This is a genomic window from Pseudomonas yamanorum, from assembly GCF_013386765.1.
GTDB classification, from domain to species: domain Bacteria; phylum Pseudomonadota; class Gammaproteobacteria; order Pseudomonadales; family Pseudomonadaceae; genus Aquipseudomonas; species Aquipseudomonas yamanorum_A.
This window is the reverse complement of record NZ_JACARE010000003.1, coordinates 117,191-137,275: the sequence shown is the minus strand read 5'-3', so window position 1 is coordinate 137,275 and position 20,085 is coordinate 117,191. Positions and strand designations below refer to the sequence as shown.

Sequence of the window (20,085 nt, the reverse complement as noted above, 5' to 3'; positions counted from 1 at the left end):
AAGTATACACAGCCGTCATGGTCGGCCAACCCCCGTAAAGCGGTGACGTGGTCGGAACTTCGCTTTAAACTGCCACTCCCTTTTCAATTGCCTTCATTCATTACCGCCGCGAGAGGATCTATGACTACTACGCCTAAACCTTTGGTCCTGATAATTCTCGATGGCTTCGGACACAGTGAAAGCCACCACGACAACGCTGTGTACTCGGCCAGCAAGCCCGTACTGGACCGTCTGAGCGCTACCGTACCGAACGGCCTGATCTCCGGGTCGGGCATGGATGTTGGCCTGCCGGACGGCCAGATGGGCAACTCGGAGGTCGGCCACATGAACCTCGGCGCCGGACGAGTGGTATATCAAGACTTCACCCGCGTGACCAAAGCGATCCGCGACGGCGAATTCTTCGAGAACCCGACCATCTGCGCGGCCGTGGATAAAGCGGTCAAGGCCGGCAAGGCGGTGCACTTCATGGGCCTGCTGTCGGACGGCGGCGTCCACAGCCACCAGGACCACCTGATCGCCATGGCCGAACTGGCCTTCAAGCGCGGTGCCGAGAAGATCTACCTGCACGCCTTCCTCGACGGCCGCGACACCCCGCCAAAAAGCGCCCAGTCCTCCATCGAACTGCTGGACGAAACCTTCAAGACCCTCGGCAAAGGCCGCATCGCCAGCCTGGTGGGCCGTTACTTCGCGATGGACCGTGACAACCGCTGGGACCGCGTGGCCCAGGCCTACAACCTGATCGCCGACGGCCAGGCCGAATACAACGCCGCCACCGCCCAGGAAGGCCTGGAAGCCGCCTACGCCCGTGGCGAGAGCGACGAATTCGTCAAGGCCACCACCATCGGTGAGCCGGTGAAGATCGAAGACGGCGACGCACTGGTGTTCATGAACTTCCGCGCCGACCGTGCCCGCGAGCTGAGCCATGTGTTTGTCGATGACGGTTTCAAGGACTTCCAGCGCGCCCGCCAGCCGAAAGTCGAATTCGTGATGCTGACCCAATACGCCGCCAACATCCCGGCCCCGTCTGCATTTGCCCCGGGCAGCCTGGAAAACGTGCTGGGGGATTACCTGGCGAAAAACGGCAAGACCCAACTGCGCATTGCCGAAACCGAGAAATACGCCCACGTGACCTTCTTTTTCTCCGGCGGTCGTGAAGAACCGTTCCCGGGCGAAGAACGCATCCTGATCCCCTCGCCAAAAGTCGCCACCTACGACCTGCAGCCGGAAATGAGTGCCCCGGAAGTCACGGACAAGATCGTCGACGCCATCGAGCACCAGCGTTATGACGTGATCGTGGTCAACTACGCCAACGGCGACATGGTGGGCCACAGCGGCAACCTGGAAGCGGCGGTGAAAGCCGTGGAATGCCTGGACCTGTGCGTGGGCCGCATCGTCGACGCCCTGGACAAGGTGGGCGGCGAAGCGCTGATCACCGCCGACCACGGCAACTGCGAGCAGATGTCCGACGAATCCACCGGCCAGGCCCACACCGCCCACACCACCGAGCCGGTGCCGTTCATCTACGTTGGCAAGCGCGACCTGAAAGTGCGTGACGGCGGCGTGCTGGCCGACGTGGCACCGACCATGTTGATGCTGATGGGTCTGGAGAAGCCGAAAGAGATGACCGGGACCTCAATCCTGGTCTGACCCCGAAGCACCACGTAATCCTGTGGGAGCTGGCTTGCCTGCGATAGCATCAACCTGGTGTATCTGAAACACCGAGGTGCCTGCATCGCCGGCAAGCCAGCTCCCACAAGGTTCGGAGGCGGCTTCAGGGATGTCCTTTTGCCATACTGCCGCCACTCGGCACCTAACTTGCCTGCCTTGCCGAATTGGGCGTTTTTTTTGCAGCGTGGGCCGGGCATACTAGGCCGTCCCTTTCCCTGGTGTCGCCCGCCTCTATGCTTCGCGCCTTGATTACCCTCGCTCTTGTCTGCCTGCTCCAACCGGCGTTTGCCGATGAGCGCGCACAAACCCAACAACAGTTGGACGCTACGCGTCAGGACATTACCGAGCTGAAGAAACTGCTCGGCAAGCTCCAGGAAGAGAAATCCGGTGTGCAGAAAGACCTGCGCGGCACGGAAACCGAGATGGGCAAGCTGGAGAAGCAGGTCCAGGAGCTGCAAAAGGAACTAAAGAAGAGCGAGTCGGAACTGGAGCGACTCGACGGTGAGAAAAAAAAACTCCAGAGCGCCCGCGTTGAACAGCAACGCCTGATCGCGATCCAGGCCCGCGCCGCCTACCAGAACGGCCGCCAGGAATACCTCAAGCTGCTGCTCAACCAGCAGAACCCGGAAAAATTCGCTCGCACCCTTACCTATTACGACTACCTGAGCAAGGCCCGCCTGGAGCAACTGAAAAGCTTCAACGAGACCCTGCGCCAGTTGGCCAATGTCGAAACCGAGATCGCCAACCAGCAGTCGCAGTTGCTCGACCAGAAAAGCGCCCTCGACAGCCAGCGCGACGAGCTGGACAAGGTGCGCAAGGAGCGCCAGCAAGCGCTGGCCAAGCTGAACGACGACGTAAAGGCCCGCGACACGAAGCTCAAGAATCGCGAGCAAGACCAGGCCGACCTGGCCAAAGTCCTGAAAACCATCGAGGAAACCCTGGCTCGCCAGGCCCGCGAGGCCGAAGAAGCGCGGCAAAAAGCGCTGATCGCCCAGCAGGAAGCCGAAAAAAAGCGCGAGCGTGAGGCCGCCGAGGCAGTCGCCAGCGCCACCACCGACGCCCCGGCCCCGCGTAAACCGGCGCGCGCAGCCCCTGGCCCGCTGGTTTCCAGCGCCGGCGAATCCTTCGGCGGACCTTTTGCTTCGGCCCGAGGCAAACTTCCATGGCCAGTTGATGGTCGACTACTGGCACGCTTTGGTGAAACCCGTGGCGATGACACCCGCGCCAAGTGGGACGGTGTGATGATCAGTGCCGGTGCCGGCACCCAGGTCCATGCCATTCACGGCGGCCGTGTGGTGTTCGCCGATTGGCTGCGTGGCGCAGGTTTGTTGGTGATTCTTGACCACGGTAATGGCTATTTGAGCCTTTACGGCCACAATCAAACTTTGCTTAAAGCGGCAGGTGATGTTGTAAAAGCCGGTGAATCCATCTCCACTGTCGGTAACAGTGGTGGCCAGGACACTCCGGCGCTGTACTTCGCTATTCGTCAGCAGGGCCGCCCGAGCGACCCAGCACAATGGTGCCGCACCCAAGGATAAGGGTCGCATCTACATTAGGAGTTCGTTCGACATGCTGCATTTGTCCCGCCTCACATCGCTGGCCCTGACGATCGCCCTGGTGATCGGCGCGCCTTTGGCATTCGCCGACCAGACCGCCCAGTCAGCCACGGCCGCGACCACCAAGGCCCCGCTGCCGCTGGACGAGTTGCGCACCTTTGCCGAGGTCATGGACCGGATCAAGGCTGCCTATGTCGAACCTGTGGACGACAAGACCCTGCTGGAAAATGCCATCAAGGGCATGCTCAGCAACCTTGACCCGCACTCCGCTTACCTCGGCCCGGAAGATTTCGCGGAGCTGCAGGAAAGCACCAGCGGTGAATTCGGTGGCCTGGGCATCGAAGTCGGTGCCGACGACGGCAACATCAAGGTGGTCTCGCCGATCGATGACACCCCGGCGTCGAAGGCCGGCATCCAGGCCGGCGACTTTATCGTCAAGATCAACGGCCAGCCGACCCGCGGCCAGACCATGACCGAAGCCGTCGACAAGATGCGCGGCAAGATCGGCCAGAAAATTACCCTGACCCTGGTGCGCGACGGCGGTACACCGTTCGACGTGACGCTGACCCGCGCCACCATCACGGTCAAGAGCGTGAAGAGCCAGTTGCTGGAGTCGGGCTACGGTTACATCCGCATCACCCAGTTCCAGGTCAAGACCGGCGACGAAGTGGCCAAGGCCCTGGCCAAGCTGCGTAAAGACAACGGCAAGAAACTCAGCGGCATCGTGCTCGACCTGCGTAACAACCCGGGCGGCGTGTTGCAGGCGGCAGTGGAAGTGGTCGACCACTTCATCACCAAGGGCCTGATCGTCTACACCAAGGGCCGTATCGCCAACTCCGAACTGCGCTTCTCGGCCACCGGCAACGACCTCAGCGAAGGCGTGCCGATGGTTGTGCTGATCAACGGCGGCAGCGCCTCGGCCTCGGAAATCGTCGCCGGCGCCCTGCAAGACCAGAAACGCGGCGTGCTGATGGGCACCACCAGCTTCGGCAAAGGCTCGGTGCAAACCGTGCTGCCGCTGAACAACGAGCGCGCCTTGAAGATCACCACGGCGCTGTACTACACGCCAAATGGTCGCTCGATCCAGGCCCAGGGCATCGTGCCGGACATCGAAGTGCGCAAGGCCAAGATCACCAACGAGGCCGACAGCGAGTTCTACAAGGAAGCCGACCTGCAAGGTCACCTGGGCAACGGCAACGGCGGCGCCGACCAGCCTACCGGCAGCGGCTCCAAAGCCAAGCCGATGCCACAGGACGACGATTACCAGTTGGCCCAGGCACTGAGCCTGCTCAAGGGCCTGAGCATTACGCGCAGCCGTTGATATGCGTCGTGGCCTGATCATCGCTTTGCTGTGCTGTCTGGCGGGAGTTGCCCAAGGCAACCCCGCCAGTACTGCCCCCGCTGAACACAAAGCCTACCTGACCCTGATCATCGACGACCTCGGGCAAAATCTGCCCCGGGATCGTCGCGTGCTCGCCCTGCCTGGCCCTGTGACCACGGCGATCATGCCCGACACACCCCACGCCGCCGAATTCGCCCGCGAAGCCCACAAGGCCGGCAAGATCGTGATCCTGCACATGCCCATGGACCCGGCCACCGGCCCGTTCGCCTGGCACCCGGAGTTGCCCATCGCAGAACTCGGCAAACGCCTGGACGCCGCCTTCAAGGCCGTGCCGTACACCGCCGGTATCAACAACCACATGGGCAGCCGCATGACAGCGCAGCCCGAGGCCATGGCGTGGTTGATGGGCGAATTGCAACGGCGCCACAAGTTCTTCGTCGACAGCCGCACCAGCGCCCAGACCGTGGCCGCTGCCGAAGCGCAGAAGATCGGTTTGGCCAGCGTCTCGCGGGACGTGTTCCTCGATGACGAGCGCACTGAAGCGGCCATCACCACCCAACTGCAAACCGCGATCAAGCTGGCCCACAAACAGGGTTCGGCGGTGATGATCGGCCACCCTTATCCACAGACGCTGGCGGTACTGGAACGCGAGCTGCCCAAGCTCAAGGCCCAGGGCATCGAGTGGATCGATATCAAGCTGATGATCAGCCTGCGCAGCAATCGCGCGATGGCTGGCCATGGCAAAGACGGCACCTATCGCTGACCCCGTGATGGGTTCCGGGCGCTCTATATAGCTACCGCTGGGCGCCTCCCGTTTTATTCAATAGTTGCAGCGCAGCCGCACAGGCCACCCATACCGGGGCCTGCAACTTTTAATAGAATTGGGACGACAAACCATGCAACCCATACGATTCAAAGATCTGCTGATCAACTTCACCACGGAGTTTGACCTGCTCTGGAGCGCCAAGGATTCAGGCGTCGATAAAGCTGCCACCTTTTGGCGCCCCAACACAACGGCCGATGCGCTGAACAGTTTTTCTTCATTGGGTGACGTGATCGTCAGCGACTATCGCACGATCAATAACCGAAAATTCGTCGCGGTGGTCAGCGAAGCAGACAGCGTCAATGGCACTGCGCTTCGAGCGCCGGTGGACTTTAATCTGGTCTGGAAAAACTCCGGAAAGAAGGTTCGATCCGAGTGTTCCGTATGGAAACCCGTGCCTCCCGAAGGCTATGTGGCAATGGGGATGGTCTGCTGTATCGGTTATGACAAACCGACACTGAATGCGATTCGTTGTGTCCGGGCTGACCTGGTGGTCGATGCCTATATCGGCAACCCGATATGGAGCGACAAGGGCAGCGGGTCTCGCATAGACTTCAGCGCCTGGGACATCCACACCCCCGACGTCCAGCCCGCAGAAGCCTATATCGCAGCGGGCACCTTTTACGGCGCCGACAGCTGGACCCGGCCTTCTTTCGGCGCCAGGCCGTACGCCTTGCGCATGGAGCTGGCAGTGCAGGAAAGCACCCTGCCTGCACCACCCACACCGCTTGCCCTGGAAGAAACCGAAGCGTCTTCCCACGTTTGCGAGTTGCCGTGGTTTGTCGTGAAAGACAGCAACCTGACGCCACTTGAGCAACTGCATCAATCGCCCATCTATCGACTGGAAAGAAGCGACCGCTATCTACCTGTCGGCGTTGGGCACAATACGACGCTCCAGGGCAAAACGTTCAACTGGACGGCACGCAAGGGCGAGGCAGGCGATAGCTCGGTAGACTTCATAGCGGCGACGGGTATTGAGTTTGCGTACGAGTGGTCACCGATTACTCGACCGGTGATTTTTTCTGCACACCTGAACAAGTCCTTCACCCATACCGCCCAATCAGCGAAAGGCTGGGGCACTTCAACCTCGCTGGAAGTGGCGGCCTACGTGCCGGCGAGCCAGACCATCGCGGCCTACGTTGTACGCAGCGAATACAAGCTCTATCGACAGGACGGCAGCCAATTGGCAGCCACCGTCAGCTACACCAACGGCGACACAGTGTATTTCAGCGAATCAACGGCACAGGCGCCTGAGGTAGACGAACCAGCACCCGTCCTGGTTCCACCCGTAGAGCCAGGCCCGGTCGAGGAAGCACCTGTTACCCCGCCAGGAGAAACGGCTTTAGAGATAACGCCCCATGATTTGATCGACGACACCTTCTTCTCGTAACTGATCCAGGGCTGCCTGAAGCTTGGCCACCACGTCATCCGGCACATTCTTGTTCAATGCCAGATACAGCTCGGCGCTGTTGAAGCGCAGTACGGTCTTGAACCCCGTCACCCCGACCTGGCGCGCCAGATAACGGCCCGCCGGGTCACCGGTTGCCCAGAGGTCGATCTGGCCATCGATCAGTTTCTGCGCATTGTCCTGGTCCCGCAGCACGATGACCGGCTTCAGGCCCTGCTTCTCCAGGCTCTCGGCGATGGCATCGCCCTTGTAGGCGCCGATCTTGTAGCGCCGGGCCTGCTCAAGGTCGCTCAACTGGATCTTGCTGTCAGCCTTGGCCAGCAGCACCCAATCGTCCGGGCCGATGGGGCCGACCCACTTGAACAACGCCTCACGGTCCGGCAGGCGCGCCATCACGAACACACCGTAGCCGGGTTTTTCCAGGGCGAGTTTGTAGATTCGCTCCCAAGGGAAACGCAGGGTGAGGTTGTAGGAAATGCCGGCACGCTGGAAGGTCTCGCGGACGATGTCCACGGCGATGCCTTCGATGTTCTCTTCCTTGGCGAAGTTCTTGCCGTTTTTTGCCATGTTGTACGGCGGAAAGTTTTCCGTCAGCAGCACCAGGGAAGCGCTGTCGGACGGTTCATCAGCGTGAGCCGAACCCGTCAACAGAACGGTAGTACTGGCAAGGGCGAGCAGCAGGTCTTTGAACATGAAAGTTACCGGAATCCATGGCAAGCCCAGAGAGTGCCGCGAGCCTGCCATGGTGTCCAGTGACGTTTAGCGTACGACGATACCGCGCGCCGCCATGTAGGCCTTTGCCTCAGGCACGGTGTATTCGCCGAAGTGGAAAATGCTCGCCGCCAGCACTGCGCTGGCGTGGCCTTCGATCACGCCATCGGCCAGGTGCTGCAGGTTGCCGACGCCGCCCGAAGCAATCACCGGGATGCCCAGGGCATCGCTGATGGCGCGGGTCACGCCCAGGTCGAAGCCGTTTTTCATGCCGTCCTGGTCCATGCTGGTCAGCAGGATTTCACCGGCGCCCAGGGCCTCCATCTTCATCGCCCACTGCACCGCGTCCAGCCCGGTTGGCTTGCGCCCGCCGTGGGTGAAGATCTCCCAGCGCGGGGTTTCGCCGGGGCCTGAGACTTTCTTGGCATCGATGGCCACCACGATGCACTGCGAGCCGAAGTGCTGCGCGGCTTCGCCGACAAACTCCGGATTGAACACGGCCGCGGTGTTGATCGAGACCTTGTCTGCGCCGGCGTTCAGCAGGTTGCGAATGTCTTGCACGGTGCGCACGCCACCGCCCACGGTCAGCGGGATAAACACCTGGCTGGCCATGCGCTCGACGGTATGCAGTGTGGTATCACGACCGTCGACGCTGGCGGTGATGTCGAGAAAGGTAATCTCGTCAGCACCCTGTTCGTCGTAGCGACGGGCGATTTCCACCGGGTCGCCGGCGTCACGGATGTTCTCGAACTTGACGCCCTTGACCACGCGACCGTTGTCGACGTCCAGGCAAGGGATGATGCGTTTGGCCAGCGCCATGGTCAGTCCTCAGCCGTTGTAGGCGTCGCAGTAAGCCTGGGCTTCAGCGACGTCCAGGGTGCCTTCATAGATCGCACGGCCGGTGATGGCGCCGATGATCCCTGGCGCCTTTGCGTCCAGCAGCGACTTGATGTCGCCCAGGTTATGGATACCGCCGGACGCGATCACCGGGATCTTCGTGGCGGCAGCCAACGCAGCGGTGAACGGCACGTTGCAGCCCTGCATCATGCCGTCTTTGGCGATGTCGGTATAAACGATGGCGCAGACGCCGTCGGCTTCAAACTGCTTGGCCAGGTCGATCACCTGGACGGTGCTGATCTCGGCCCAGCCATCGGTGGCGACGAAACCGTCTTTGGCGTCCAGGCCCACGATCACCTTGCCGGGAAATGCACGGCAGGCTTCGGCAACAAAGGCAGGGTCTTTGACCGCCTTGGTACCGATGATCACGTAGCTCACGCCCGCTTTCACGTAATGCTCGATGGTTTCCAGGGAACGGATGCCGCCGCCGATCTGGATCGGCAGGTTCGGGTAGCGCTTGGCAATCGCCGTGACCACTTCACCGTTGACCGGCTGGCCTTCGAACGCACCGTTCAAGTCCACCAGATGCAGACGACGGCAGCCACCTTCCACCCACTTGGCAGCCATGCTCACCGGGTCATCGGAGAACACCGTGGAATCTTCCATACGGCCCTGGCGCAGACGTACGCAGGCGCCGTCCTTGAGATCGATAGCGGGAATAATCAGCATCTGGCAAACCTTATTCGATATTCAGCGTTGCTCGGGAAATCAGGGTTTCTCGAGCGCCCACAAGTCGCTTTCGATGCTTTCGAACCTTTCTTTAAGGTGCGTCTGCACATCGAAAATCGCCCTGTTGTAATAGTGCGGAGCAATTTCAGTGGTGAACAGTTCGAGGATTTCTGCAACCTCGAACGAACCGAGCTTGAGCTCGAAGCGGTCTTCCATGAAACGCTTGATCTTGTCGGTGGCCTCACTCTCCTGCTGGGGAGTGAGGTTCAGGATCGGCGGCTTGACCTTCTTGGCCATTACCAGCGCCCGTCCCACGCGGCGAAGTTCTGCAGCAATTGCAGGCCATGGGTATGGCTCTTCTCCGGGTGGAACTGCACGGCAAAGCGCGAACCGTCGGCCAGGGCCGCGGCGAAGTCGACGCCATAGTGCCCGCCACCCACCACCTGGCGCGGGTTACCGGCGGCGATGTAGTAGCTGTGCACGAAGTAGAAACGCGCAAGGTCCGGCACGTTGTGCCACAGCGGGTGATCCACGGTCTGGCGCACTTCGTTCCAGCCCATGTGCGGCACCTTCAGGTGCTCGCCGTCTTCGTGCAGGCCCTTGCCGAAAAACTTCACCTGGCCCGGGAACAGGCCGATGCAGTCGACGCCGTCGTTCTCTTCACTGCTGTCGAGCAAGGCTTGCATGCCCACGCAGATGCCGAGGAACGGCCGGTCCTGGCTGACTTCACGCACCAGGCTGTCGAAGCCCAGGCGGCGAATCTCGGCCATGCAGTCGCGAATCGCGCCGACCCCCGGGAAAACCACCCGGTCGGCTTCGCGAATCACGTCGGCATCGCTGGTGATCAGCACCTTGCCGGCACCTACGTGTTCGAGGGCCTTGGCCACCGAGTGCAGGTTACCCATGCCGTAATCGATAACCGCGACCGTCTGCATTACAGGACGCCCTTGGTCGACGGCATTTGCCCGGCCATGCGGTCATCCAGCTCCACGGCCATGCGCAGGGCGCGACCGAAGGCCTTGAACACGGTCTCGATCTGGTGGTGGGTGTTGGTGCCACGCAGGTTGTCGATGTGCAGGCTGACCAGCGCGTGGTTGACGAAGCCCTGGAAGAATTCCTGGAACAGGTCGACGTCGAAGCCGCCCACGGTGGCGCGGGTGTACGGCACGTGCATCTGCAGGCCCGGGCGGCCGGAGAAGTCGATGACCACACGCGACAGCGCTTCATCCAGCGGGACATAGGCGTGGCCGTAGCGACGGATGCCTTTCTTGTCGCCGATGGCCTTGGCAAATGCCTGGCCCAACGTGATACCGACATCCTCCACGGTGTGGTGGTCGTCGATATGCAGGTCGCCCTTGCTGACGATATCCAGGTCGATCAGCCCGTGACGGGCGATCTGGTCCAGCATGTGCTCAAGAAAAGGTACACCGATATCAAATCGGGCCTTTCCGGTGCCATCCAGGTTAATCGAGGCTTTGATCTGGGTTTCCAGAGTGTCGCGCTCGACGGACGCCTTACGTTCGGCCATCACCAGCTCCGCAAAATCATTGGGCGAAAAAGGCAGCCATTATAGGGGCGCGGGCGCTAAACAGAAACATCGGAGGGGATAAGACTGACGAGTTGACGCGAGGAATGTCGGGGATAGACATGTGCATACAGGTGAGCACGGGTTCAGGCGGGACTGGATTATGTGGGAGCTGGCTTGCCTGCGATGCAGACACCTCGGTGTTTCAGTTACACCATGGTGATGCTATCGCAGGCAAGCCAGCTCCCACACAAGCCCGGTTCCCTCAGGAACCGGGCCCACTCTGCCGCGGTGTTAGTGGAACAGTACCGCGGTTTTCTGCAGGGTGACCCACACGCCCCACGCCAACGGAATACCCACCGCCAGCCAGGCGGCAACCGCCAACGGCACGCTGCCGGAAGAGGCTTTCCATTCCAGCACGGTGCTCGAATCGGCGCCCTTGTCGTGGCCCAGCGCCTGCTCGGCAGCCAGTTCCGCGTCGGTCATGAAGTACTTGTCTGCCACCGGCCGTACCAGCAGGTTGCAGATGAAGCCCAGCACCAGCAGGCCGGCGAGGATGTACAAGGTGATGTCGTAGGCCGCAGCGCGTTCAACGCCGATGCTCAACTGATACTCACGCAGGTAGTTCACCAGCACCGGGCCCAACACGCCCGCTGCTGCCCATGCCGTCAGCAGGCGACCATGGATCGCGCCCACCATTTGCGTACCGAACAGGTCCGCCAGGTAAGCCGGGACAGTCGCAAAACCACCGCCGTACATCGACAGGATGATGCAGAAGGCCGCGACGAACAGTGCCACGTTGCCCAGATGGCCGAGGTTCGGGATCAATGCGTACAGGGCAAAGCCCAGGGCGAAGAACACGAAGTAGGTGTTTTTACGGCCCAGGTAGTCGGAGAACGACGCCCAGAAGAACCGGCCACCGATGTTGAACAGACTCAACAGACCGGTAAAGCCGGCGGCAATGGCCGCGATGGCCGCCAGTTGACCGGCATCCAGCTGGCCAAACGTCAGACCGTTACCCAGCAACTTGCCGCCGAACACTTCCTGCAGCAGCGGCGAAGCCATGCCGAGGATGCCGATACCGGCAGACACGTTCAGGCACAGCACCAGCCAGACCAGACGGAATTGCGGGGTTTTCCAGGCCACGTTCACGTGCACGTGACGGTGGGTGATCATCGCGTTGCTGGCTTTCTTCGCCGGGGCAGTCCAGCCCTCAGGCTTCCAGCCGGTCGGCGGAACACGGTAGGACAAGGCGCCGCCAATCATGAACACGAAGTAGATCACGGCCATGACCACGAAGCTCTGCCACACGCCAACGCTGGTCGGCGAGGCAAAGTGGCCCATCAGCGCGGCTGCCAACGGGGCGCCAACCATCGCGCCGCCGCCGAAGCCCATGATCGCCATGCCGGTGGCCATGCCGCGTTTGTCCGGGAACCACTTGATCAGAGTCGAAACCGGCGAGATGTAGCCCAGGCCCAGGCCGATACCGCCAATGACCCCGGAGCCGATCCACATCAGCCAGATCTGGTGGGTATAAATCCCCAATGCCGAGATCAGCAGGCCGCCACACCAGCACAAGGCCGACACGACACCGGCCTTACGTGGCCCGGCATGTTCCAGCCAGCCGCCCCAGATCGCTGCCGAGCAGCCCAGGAAAATGAAGAACAGGGTGTAGATCCAGCCCAGCATGGAGATGGGCCAGTCGCATTGGGACGAGAAGACCTGGCTGATAAAGCTCATGTCCGGCGCGCAGGCGACCGGTGCGGTAATACCCAGCGCCTTGGACAGCGGCAGCCAGAACACCGAAAAGCCATAGGCCATGCCGATGCACAAGTGGATGGCCAGGGCGGCCGGCGGTACCAGCCAACGGTTGAACCCGGGCTTGGCGATAATGCGCTCCTTGGACAGGAACGCAGGCTGTGCGGCAGTTGAACCTGCCACAGTGCTAGTGCTCATTGGTGTTTCCCCCAGTTATTAGTATGTGTCCGTCGGGCGCTCTCTCCTTTGGCCTTACACGCAAGGCGTGGCCATATTTGTTGAGTAAAGCTCCATTTTTGCGCGACGTTTAGTCGCAGAAGGCGGACGAACACGCAGAGATTAGCATCTGTGGATGACAGAAAAACCAAACTGATATCACCTTTTTCGGGATATCTGATTTGTTTGACGCCAAAATTCCGTTTTCCGGCCTCTAGATACAATGTAACTATCCGCGAACTGACGTAAGCCTTCGGGCGTTATACTCTGCGGCTAAATTTTAAAACGACATACAAGGACTCGCCCATGAAAGCGTTCGGCAAAATCCTGGGTCTGGTACTTCTCGGGCTGTTGCTGATCATTGTGGCTCTAGGCTTTGCCCTGACCCATCTCTTCGATCCCAACGACTACAAAGACGAGATTCGCCAGATTGCCCGCGACAAGGCCCACATCGAGCTGACGCTCAATGGCGACATCGGCTGGAGCCTGTTCCCCTGGCTCGGCCTTGAACTGCACGAGGCCAGCGTTGCGACCCTGACCAACCCGACCCAGCCGTTTGCCGATTTGCAGATGCTCGGCCTCTCGGTGCGCGTGCTGCCGCTGCTGCGCCGCGAAGTGCAGATGAGCGATGTGCGTGTCGAAGGCCTGAACCTGCGCCTGAACAAAGATGTGCATGGCCATGGCAACTGGGAAGACATCGGCAAGAATGTGCCGGACCCGAGCACGCCTGCCAGCACGCCCGCCGTCGCTGAAGCGGCCACGCCGCCCAAGCCTGAAAAGCCGCCACAGCCGATCCGCCTGGACATCGACAGCCTGACCATCAACAACGCCCGCGTCGAATACAACGACGAGCAGACCGGCAAGCAGTTCAGCGCCGAAAGCATCCAGTTGAGTGCCGGCGCCGTGCATGAAGGTGCAAGCATCCCGCTGAAACTCACCGCCTTCCTCGGCACCAACCAGCCGCTGATGCGCGTCAAGACCGAGCTGAACGGCAACTTGCGCATTCAACGCGCCCTCCAGCGCTACCAGTTCGAAGACATGAAACTCACCGGTGAAGCCACCGGCGAGCCGCTGCAAGGCAAGACCCTGACCTTTTCGACCCAGGGCCAATTGCTGGTGGATCTCTCCGCCAACATCGCCGAATGGACTGGCATGAAGCTGTCGCTGAACCAACTGCGCGCCCTGGGCGAGCTGAAGGTCAACGACCTGGACAAGACCCCGCAACTCAGCGGCGCTCTGTCGATTGCCCAGTTTGACCTGGCCAAGTTCCTCGACAGCGTCGGCAACCCGCTGCCACCGATGGCCGCGGGCAGCCTGAGCAAGGTCGAACTGGTCAGCCGCCTCAAGGGCACGCCCACCAGCCTGGCCCTTGAAGACCTCAACCTGAAACTCGACGAGAGCACCTTCACCGGTCGCGTGGCCGTGGATGATTTCGCCAAGCAGTCCCTGCGGGTGCAGCTCAAGGCCGACACGTTCAATGCCGACAACTACCTGCCAGCCAAATCCGACGCTGCCAAAGGTGCGACGGCCGCCCGCCAGGCTGAAGTGCAAAGCAGCGAAGCCGGCGCCATGGCGGCCGGAGGCACCACACCGCTGCCGGACGCCCCGACCAAGGGCGCGTGGAGCACCGACAAACTGCTGCCACTGACCCGCCTGCGCGCCCTGGACGTGAATGCCGACCTGTCCTTCGGCCAACTCACCCTGAGCAAGCTGCCGATCCAGAACGCCGCCCTGAAAGCCTCCGGCCTCGATGGGCAGCTCAAGCTCGACACCTTGAGCGGCGGCCTCTACAACGGCACCTTCCAGGCCAACGGCAACCTTGACGTGCGTCAGGACATCCCGTTGCTGGCGCTGCAAACCCGCATCAAACAAGTGCCGGTCGAGCGCATCCTGCAAGCCCAGGGGCAGAACCCGCCGGTGAAGGGCCAGCTCACCCTCGACAGCAATCTCAATGGCCGCGGCAATAGCCAGAAGGCCCTGATCGACAGCCTCAACGGCACCGCCAGCTTCGTGATCAATAACGGTGTGCTGCTCAACGCCAACCTTGAGCAACAACTGTGCACCGGCATCGCCTTGCTCAACCGCAAGACCCTCAGCGGCGAGCAGCGCGGCAAGGACACCCCGTTCCAGGAACTCAAGGGCAACCTGACCTTCCGTAACGGCGTGGCCAGCAACCCGGACCTGAAAGTGCGCATCCCGGGCCTGACCGTCAACGGCAACGGTGACATCGACCTGCGTGTGCTGGGCATGGACTACCGCGTCGGCATCATCGTCGAAGGCGACCAGCGCGAAGTGCCGGACCCGGCCTGCGAGGTGGGTTCCAACTTCCAGAACATCGAAGTCCCACTGCGCTGCCGCGGCCCGCTGGAACTGGGCGCCAAGGCTTGCCGCCTGGACAAGGACGGCCTGAGCCAGGTCGCTATCAAGGCAGCAGGCAACAAGCTCAGCGAGAAGCTTGAGCAGAAGCTCGACAAGGTCAATCCACAGTTGAAAGATGCTCTGAAAGGCCTGTTCAAACGATGAGAAGCGAGCAATTTTCATCGGCGGTGCTCGACTGGTACGACCGCCACGGTCGCCACGACCTGCCCTGGCAACAGGGCATCACGCCTTACCGGGTATGGGTCTCGGAGATCATGTTGCAGCAGACCCAGGTCAGCACCGTGCTGAACTACTTCGACCGGTTCATGGCTTCCCTGCCGACAGTCGAAGCCCTGGCTGCCGCGCCGGAAGACGAAGTGCTGCACCTGTGGACCGGCCTGGGTTACTACACCCGGGCGCGCAACCTGCAAAAGACCGCGAAGATTGTCGTGGCCGAATACGCCGGTGAGTTTCCCCGTGACGTCGAAAAGCTCACCGAGCTGCCCGGCATCGGCCTGTCCACCGCCGGCGCGATTGCCAGCCTGAGCATGGGCCTGCGGGCGCCGATCCTCGATGGCAACGTCAAACGCGTGCTGGCACGCTTTACCGCGCAAGAGGGTTACCCGGGCGAGCCGAAGGTTGCCAAGCAGTTGTGGGCCACCGCAGAGCGCTTTACGCCCCATGACCGGGTCAATGCCTACACCCAGGCGATGATGGACATGGGCGCCACGCTCTGCACCCGCAGCAAACCCAGTTGCCTGCTGTGCCCGCTGGAAAAGGGCTGCGAAGCCCACATGCTCGGCCTGGAAACCCGCTACCCGATCCCCAAACCCCGCAAGACCGTGCCCCAGAAGCGCACGCTGATGCCGCTGCTGGCCAATGGCGAAGGCGCGATTCTGCTTTACCGTCGCCCTTCCACGGGCCTGTGGGGCGGTTTGTGGAGCTTGCCGGAACTGGATGACCTGAGCGACCTGGAACACCTGGCCAACCAGCACTCCCTGGCGTTGGGCGAGCAACAGGCACTGCCGAGCCTGATCCACACCTTCAGCCACTTCCAACTGGCTATCGAACCCTGGCTGGTCCAGGTCCAGGAGTCTGCCCATCACGTGGCCGAGGCTGACTGGCTCTGGTATAACCTCGCCACCCCGCCGCGCCTGGGCCTTGCCGCCCCGGTAAAGAAACTGCTGAAGCGCGCGGCTGAAGTATTGAACGCAGGAGTTCCGTCATGACCCGCACCATCATCTGCCGCAAGTACCACGAAGAATTGCCCGCCCTGGAACGCGCCCCGTTCCCTGGCGCCAAGGGCCAGGACATTTTCGACAACGTCTCTGCCAAGGCCTGGGCCGACTGGCAAAAACACCAGACCCTGCTGATCAACGAAAAACGCCTGAACATGATGAACGCCGAAGACCGCAAATACCTGCAAGGCGAGATGGACAAGTTCTTTTCCGGCGAAGATTACGCCAAGGCCGACGGCTACGTGCCACCTGCTGAATAATTGATCAAATTTGGGGGTTGGCCCGTAAGCGACGGTAATAATTAAATATTTTTTGAAAACTTGCTTGACGACCCCCTGAAAAACCCGTTTAATGCGCCCCGTTGCCCAGATAGCTCAGTCGGTAGAGCAGGGGATTGAAAATCCCCGTGTCGGCGGTTCGATTCCGTCTCTGGGCACCACTAATTAGTTTCAGGTGGTGCAAACGTCATCTGAAACACACAAAAAACCCGCCTGGTGCGGGTTTTTTGTTGTCTGGATTTTTTGCCCCCCCCTTCAGCCCCCTCCGCGCATCAACGTCAACACCGCAGCCCGCTCCTGCTCGGAGATGTGAAAACCACTCTCCTCCACGCGCGTAATCCAATCCTGCGCCGAAAGCGACTCACCAAAACGCACCAGACGCCCGTAGCGCCTAAACACGGCCTCCAGCACCCCGATCATCGACGGGTAGCTGCAGCCGCCGTCAAAACAAATACTGAGGCCGCCAAACCAGGAACGGCCGATCACGTGAGCACTACCGGCACTCTCAGCGCCCGCGTACGCAAAATCCATTTTTACTGCTTCCATGTCACATCCAGAAATCATCACTACGAAAGTACCAAAGCCTAGCAGACGCGTGCTTTACGGCAGGCTGCAAAGCGTTTTATCAGACCCGACGGTCATTTAAACGACGACCATACAGCAAGACGATCCAAACCGTCGGGGACCCGCTGCGCCTTATGACCCTATTGATCTGTCCTTAATTCCCCAGTGATCGCCTCTCGCATCACCCCGGAGCCACGACGAATAAGGCAACTGACTCACTTCACCAGAAACACCATTAGCGGGTTGTCATTCAATCGCCCGCTGAACACCGGCGCCATATGCTCCAGTGGCGTGCCATTGAGCAACGCGGTTTGCTTGCGTTCCACAATCACCCAGGCGGGACGCGGCAGCGTGTCCACCAGCAAGGGTTCGTTGCGCCCGATGAACAGCGGCTTCTCGTCGTGATCCAGGTTCATGATGTAGCGGATCGCCCAGGTGTCTTTGGCCAGATCGACAAACACCAGGATCCCGGGATTGCCGGCTCGCAGTTTCTCCACCGCGCCAACGAAGTTCCTGGTGTCGAATTGCAGGTCCTTCGCCGGCTCCACCACCTTCACCAGCACCAGCCATTGGGTAGCCAATGCAATAAGGCTGAGCACTACCAGGCGCCGCCCGAGACTGTCCTGCAAACGCCGCCAGGCAATCACGGCGGCCAGTTGCAGCACAATCAGCACACCCACCAACGCCGGCACTGAAACGTCCGGCCAGTAACCGTGCTTGTGCCACAGGTGCCGACAGACAAACACCACCACGATCCCGAGCACCGGCAACGCCGCCACCAACCACTCATAACCACGACGCACACCCAGCAGCCAGCCCTGGGCCTGGAGCAAGCCGTAGGCCGCCACTGCAGCGAACATCGGCACCATCGGCACAATGTAATAAGCGCGCTTGAAGTGCGGGATGGACAGGCCCAGCAGAATCATCAGCCCGCAGGCGGCCAGGCGCACCGCCAACTGCACATCGGCATCCTCGTTGCGCACCGACCATTTGTGACGCAGGACAATCATCGTCGCCAGCGCCAGCGGCACCACCGGGAAATAGCGGTACAGGCTCAACTTGAAGTAGAAGTAGAACGCCTCGCCGGTTTCGTCGAGGCGCCCGGTAAACTGCATCCTGAGCACATCATCGACAAAGGCATCGCCGCCGCTGATCCGCGCCAGCTTCAACAGCACCCACCAACAGCCTGCCAGCAGGATCAGTCCGATAACCCCGTGGGCAATGACCTTTTTCAGCAGTGCAATCCGCTCTTGCCGCGTGCGGGCCGGGCCCATCGCCCAGTAGACACAGACCACCCCGCACACCTCGACCAGCCCCAAGGGACCGCGAATGGCAAACGCCACCACGAATAACGGAAAGACCGCATATTGGCGCAGCCGCGAGCCCATGCGCTCGCCGGTATGCAACAGATAGAAACTCGCCAGGCACAGAAACGAGACCATCTGGTCCAGGCACACCGAACGCGACTTTTCCAGCAACTGGGCGGTCAATGCGGTGAGCAGTACCGTCAGCAGCGCCCACGCCCGACCGGACGGTGCCAGCAAGCGGTAGATCAGCGCCATGACCCCGGCCGATGCCAGGGCGGTAGGCATCACGTTGGCCAGATCATTGGGCGCCCCGAACAAGCGGGCAAAGAGGTAGCTGAGATACGTCGCCGTGCCGGGATAGTCCGGGTAAGACTCACCATAGGTGGTCGGGAAGAGGCTCGGGCCGTGGCGAAACATCTCTTGCATGAAGACGGCCCATCGGCCATCGAAGCCTTGTGGCTGCTGGTCCCAGATCCCCAGGGTAAACAGCAGCAAGGCGATGAAAAAGATTCCCAGCGATTCCATTCGAAAGCGGTTGTGTTGATCCATTGTTCAGCCTGTCAGGTGGGGTAAACCGGCCCATGTTGCCGAACACTCTCCTGAATAACCCCTGAACGGAATCAAACATTCATCCGCCTAACGACGAGCGGGCCAAATCAGCAGCGGCATCAGCCGGATGTAGAGTAGCTCCCCCACCAGTTCCACCAGGGTTTGCGTGATCACCGCTGCGCCAGCGAGCCCACGGATGTCTTCGGGCAACGCCAGCGCCAGCGGCAACACCACCAGAGAATTGCGCGTAGAAGCACTGAAGGTGACCGCCCGCGCCGTACTCGCCGGCAGCTTGAACAACCGCGAAGCCAATGCGCCCATCAGCGGCGCCAGCAACAGAAAGCCGACGTAAACCGGAATCACCGGCGCCAGCAGGCCGATATCGCGTACCACCGCGGTGATTTGCGAACCGATCACCACCATCAGCACCAGCGCCATGGCCGGCACGGGCAGCCAGGCCCAGGCATCGTTCCAGGCACTGATGACCCGAGAGCGCCGGGACAGGGAAGTCGTCAGCACCGCCAGAATCATCGGCGCCACGATCAGCAGCAGGAAGGCCTCGACAAACGGCCCCACCGAAACCACCACCTGCGATTGCGCCCCCAGCATCAACCCCAGGTACAGCGGCAACAGCAACAGTTGCAGCAGCAACAGGATCGGGGTTGCTGCCAGCATCAACCGTGAATCACCCTTGCCGATGTGGGTGAACACCACCACGTAGTCGATGCACGGCGTCAACAGCACCAGCAACGCTCCCACCAGAATCGCCGGTTGCGCTACCAGGCCACGGGTCAGCGCCCACACCAGCAACGGAATCAGGATGAAGTTGGCCAGCAGTAACGCGTACATGAAGCGCTTGTTGCCCAAGCCCTGGCGCAGGTCCAGAAACGGGATTTGCAGGAACATCGCGTACATCAGCACGGCGATGGCGGGCGTGACCAGGGCGGCCAGGCCTTGAGACATGGAGGGCGCCAGCAGGCCGACAACGGCAGCCAGCAGCACGGCGGCGAAGTAGATCGGGATCTGGTGTTGCTCGAGGGTGTCGCGAGTCATGGACAGGTTCTGATAGGGCGAGAGGGCCCAAGCCTAGGCATTTGAGTCGCTCAGGTCGAGCATCAGAAAATCGTCGGGGTCTTAGCGACAGAAATTTGTTAGCTTCGACTTCTTATAAAACTGCGCACGGGCCTCTGACGCCCCATCGAAAGCGCAATGATCGAG

The 20,085-nt window shown here is 61.1% G+C and carries 18 protein-coding genes and 1 tRNA gene; 9 read left to right on the top strand and 10 right to left on the bottom strand.

All coding sequences use genetic code 11. The features are described 5' to 3' along the window. Positions 1-120 precede the first annotated feature (120 nt). From gpmI to HX875_RS01270, 5 genes are all read left to right on the top strand, one after another. Entirely contained in the window at positions 121-1,647 is a 1,527-nt protein-coding gene (gene gpmI / locus HX875_RS01290) for a 2,3-bisphosphoglycerate-independent phosphoglycerate mutase (protein WP_177041036.1), read from the top strand. A 254-nt stretch (positions 1,648-1,901) separates the two neighbouring features. Continuing rightward, entirely contained in the window at positions 1,902-3,206 is a 1,305-nt protein-coding gene (locus tag HX875_RS01285) for a murein hydrolase activator EnvC family protein (RefSeq protein ID WP_177041035.1), read from the top strand. A gap of 31 nt (positions 3,207-3,237) precedes the next feature. Next, a complete protein-coding gene (locus HX875_RS01280; protein WP_003218023.1) occupies positions 3,238-4,545 on the top strand; it encodes a S41 family peptidase in 1,308 nt (435 codons plus the stop codon). A gap of 1 nt (position 4,546) precedes the next feature. Then, positions 4,547-5,329: a divergent polysaccharide deacetylase family protein gene (locus tag HX875_RS01275; protein ID WP_177041034.1), complete on the top strand. Its 783-nt coding sequence runs from the start codon at positions 4,547-4,549 to the stop codon at positions 5,327-5,329. A gap of 133 nt (positions 5,330-5,462) precedes the next feature. After that, the gene (locus HX875_RS01270; protein WP_177041033.1) at positions 5,463-6,779 is read left to right on the top strand and encodes a Vps62-related protein; all 1,317 of its coding nucleotides are present in this window, start codon (positions 5,463-5,465) and stop codon (positions 6,777-6,779) included. Here the strand turns inward: HX875_RS01270 and HX875_RS01265 are convergent. From HX875_RS01265 to HX875_RS01235, 7 genes are all read right to left on the bottom strand, one after another. Further along, a complete protein-coding gene (locus HX875_RS01265; RefSeq protein ID WP_177041032.1) occupies positions 6,732-7,490 on the bottom strand; it encodes a substrate-binding periplasmic protein in 759 nt (252 codons plus the stop codon). The two genes, HX875_RS01270 and HX875_RS01265, sit on opposite strands and share 48 nt — an antisense overlap. Positions 7,491-7,556: 66 nt before the next feature. Continuing rightward, a complete protein-coding gene (hisF, locus tag HX875_RS01260; RefSeq protein WP_003218030.1) occupies positions 7,557-8,327 on the bottom strand; it encodes an imidazole glycerol phosphate synthase subunit HisF in 771 nt (256 codons plus the stop codon). 9 nt (positions 8,328-8,336) lie between these two features. Further along, positions 8,337-9,074 carry a 1-(5-phosphoribosyl)-5-[(5-phosphoribosylamino)methylideneamino]imidazole-4-carboxamide isomerase gene (gene hisA, locus HX875_RS01255; protein WP_025859460.1) on the bottom strand — a complete coding sequence of 246 codons (738 nt, stop codon included), beginning with the start codon at positions 9,072-9,074 and terminating at the stop codon, positions 8,337-8,339. Positions 9,075-9,113: 39 nt separating this feature from the next. Continuing rightward, positions 9,114-9,371, bottom strand: a complete 258-nt coding sequence (locus HX875_RS01250; protein ID WP_003218033.1) for a DUF2164 domain-containing protein — start codon at positions 9,369-9,371, stop codon at positions 9,114-9,116. Then, complete coding sequence (hisH, locus tag HX875_RS01245; protein ID WP_177041031.1) at positions 9,371-10,009, bottom strand: imidazole glycerol phosphate synthase subunit HisH; 639 nt, start codon at positions 10,007-10,009, stop codon at positions 9,371-9,373. The genes HX875_RS01250 and hisH overlap by 1 nt, the downstream gene beginning before the upstream one ends. Then, on the bottom strand, positions 10,009-10,602 hold the full coding sequence (gene hisB, locus HX875_RS01240; RefSeq protein ID WP_003218037.1) for an imidazoleglycerol-phosphate dehydratase HisB: 594 nt from the start codon (positions 10,600-10,602) through the stop codon (positions 10,009-10,011). Before hisB ends, hisH begins: the two co-directional genes overlap by 1 nt. A 291-nt stretch (positions 10,603-10,893) precedes the next feature. Then, positions 10,894-12,555: an OFA family MFS transporter gene (locus HX875_RS01235; RefSeq protein ID WP_177041030.1), complete on the bottom strand. Its 1,662-nt coding sequence runs from the start codon at positions 12,553-12,555 to the stop codon at positions 10,894-10,896. A 324-nt stretch (positions 12,556-12,879) separates the two neighbouring features. On the opposite strand from HX875_RS01235, the gene HX875_RS01230 reads away from it, so the two are divergent. The 4 genes from HX875_RS01230 (at position 12,880) to HX875_RS01215 (ending at position 16,608) form a co-directional block, all read left to right on the top strand. Beyond that, positions 12,880-15,096 (top strand): AsmA family protein, encoded by a 2,217-nt coding sequence (locus HX875_RS01230; protein ID WP_177041029.1) that lies wholly within the window; start codon positions 12,880-12,882, stop codon positions 15,094-15,096. Beyond that, a complete protein-coding gene (gene mutY / locus HX875_RS01225; RefSeq protein ID WP_177041028.1) occupies positions 15,093-16,160 on the top strand; it encodes an A/G-specific adenine glycosylase in 1,068 nt (355 codons plus the stop codon). The genes HX875_RS01230 and mutY overlap by 4 nt, the downstream gene beginning before the upstream one ends. Further along, positions 16,157-16,429, top strand: coding sequence for an oxidative damage protection protein (locus HX875_RS01220; protein ID WP_010169058.1), 273 nt, complete (start codon positions 16,157-16,159; stop codon positions 16,427-16,429). The genes mutY and HX875_RS01220 overlap by 4 nt, the downstream gene beginning before the upstream one ends. Positions 16,430-16,532: 103 nt before the next feature. Then, positions 16,533-16,608 (top strand) — tRNA-Phe (locus HX875_RS01215). Between the two features lie 94 nt (positions 16,609-16,702). Here the strand turns inward: HX875_RS01215 and HX875_RS01210 are convergent. The 3 genes from HX875_RS01210 to HX875_RS01200 form a co-directional block, all read right to left on the bottom strand. Then, positions 16,703-16,993, bottom strand: a complete 291-nt coding sequence (locus HX875_RS01210; protein ID WP_256348013.1) for a hypothetical protein — start codon at positions 16,991-16,993, stop codon at positions 16,703-16,705. Positions 16,994-17,226: 233 nt separating this feature from the next. After that, on the bottom strand, positions 17,227-18,867 hold the full coding sequence (locus tag HX875_RS01205; protein ID WP_177041027.1) for an ArnT family glycosyltransferase: 1,641 nt from the start codon (positions 18,865-18,867) through the stop codon (positions 17,227-17,229). A gap of 87 nt (positions 18,868-18,954) precedes the next feature. Further along, on the bottom strand, positions 18,955-19,920 hold the full coding sequence (locus HX875_RS01200; protein WP_177041026.1) for an arsenic resistance protein: 966 nt from the start codon (positions 19,918-19,920) through the stop codon (positions 18,955-18,957). Between the last annotated feature and the right edge of the window lie 165 nt (positions 19,921-20,085).

Excerpts from the sequence above, each read along its gene's own strand:
- HX875_RS01265 (WP_177041032.1), bottom strand. The coding sequence starts at position 7,490 with ATGTTCAAAGACCTGCTGCTCGCCCTTGCCAGTACTACCGTTCTGTTG.
- hisB (WP_003218037.1), bottom strand. The coding sequence starts at position 10,602 with ATGGCCGAACGTAAGGCGTCCGTCGAGCGCGACACTCTGGAAACCCAG.
- HX875_RS01275 (WP_177041034.1), top strand. The coding sequence starts at position 4,547 with ATGCGTCGTGGCCTGATCATCGCTTTGCTGTGCTGTCTGGCGGGAGTT.
- hisF (WP_003218030.1), bottom strand. The coding sequence starts at position 8,327 with ATGGCGCTGGCCAAACGCATCATCCCTTGCCTGGACGTCGACAACGGT.
- hisA (WP_025859460.1), bottom strand. The coding sequence starts at position 9,074 with ATGCTGATTATTCCCGCTATCGATCTCAAGGACGGCGCCTGCGTACGT.
- gpmI (WP_177041036.1), top strand. The coding sequence starts at position 121 with ATGACTACTACGCCTAAACCTTTGGTCCTGATAATTCTCGATGGCTTC.
- hisH (WP_177041031.1), bottom strand. The coding sequence starts at position 10,009 with ATGCAGACGGTCGCGGTTATCGATTACGGCATGGGTAACCTGCACTCG.
- HX875_RS01220 (WP_010169058.1), top strand. The coding sequence starts at position 16,157 with ATGACCCGCACCATCATCTGCCGCAAGTACCACGAAGAATTGCCCGCC.
- HX875_RS01285 (WP_177041035.1), top strand. The coding sequence starts at position 1,902 with ATGCTTCGCGCCTTGATTACCCTCGCTCTTGTCTGCCTGCTCCAACCG.
- HX875_RS01230 (WP_177041029.1), top strand. The coding sequence starts at position 12,880 with ATGAAAGCGTTCGGCAAAATCCTGGGTCTGGTACTTCTCGGGCTGTTG.
- HX875_RS01210 (WP_256348013.1), bottom strand. The coding sequence starts at position 16,993 with ATGGAAGCAGTAAAAATGGATTTTGCGTACGCGGGCGCTGAGAGTGCC.
- mutY (WP_177041028.1), top strand. The coding sequence starts at position 15,093 with ATGAGAAGCGAGCAATTTTCATCGGCGGTGCTCGACTGGTACGACCGC.
- HX875_RS01280 (WP_003218023.1), top strand. The coding sequence starts at position 3,238 with ATGCTGCATTTGTCCCGCCTCACATCGCTGGCCCTGACGATCGCCCTG.
- HX875_RS01235 (WP_177041030.1), bottom strand. The coding sequence starts at position 12,555 with ATGAGCACTAGCACTGTGGCAGGTTCAACTGCCGCACAGCCTGCGTTC.
- HX875_RS01270 (WP_177041033.1), top strand. The coding sequence starts at position 5,463 with ATGCAACCCATACGATTCAAAGATCTGCTGATCAACTTCACCACGGAG.
- HX875_RS01250 (WP_003218033.1), bottom strand. The coding sequence starts at position 9,371 with ATGGCCAAGAAGGTCAAGCCGCCGATCCTGAACCTCACTCCCCAGCAG.
- HX875_RS01205 (WP_177041027.1), bottom strand. The coding sequence starts at position 18,867 with ATGGATCAACACAACCGCTTTCGAATGGAATCGCTGGGAATCTTTTTC.
- HX875_RS01200 (WP_177041026.1), bottom strand. The coding sequence starts at position 19,920 with ATGACTCGCGACACCCTCGAGCAACACCAGATCCCGATCTACTTCGCC.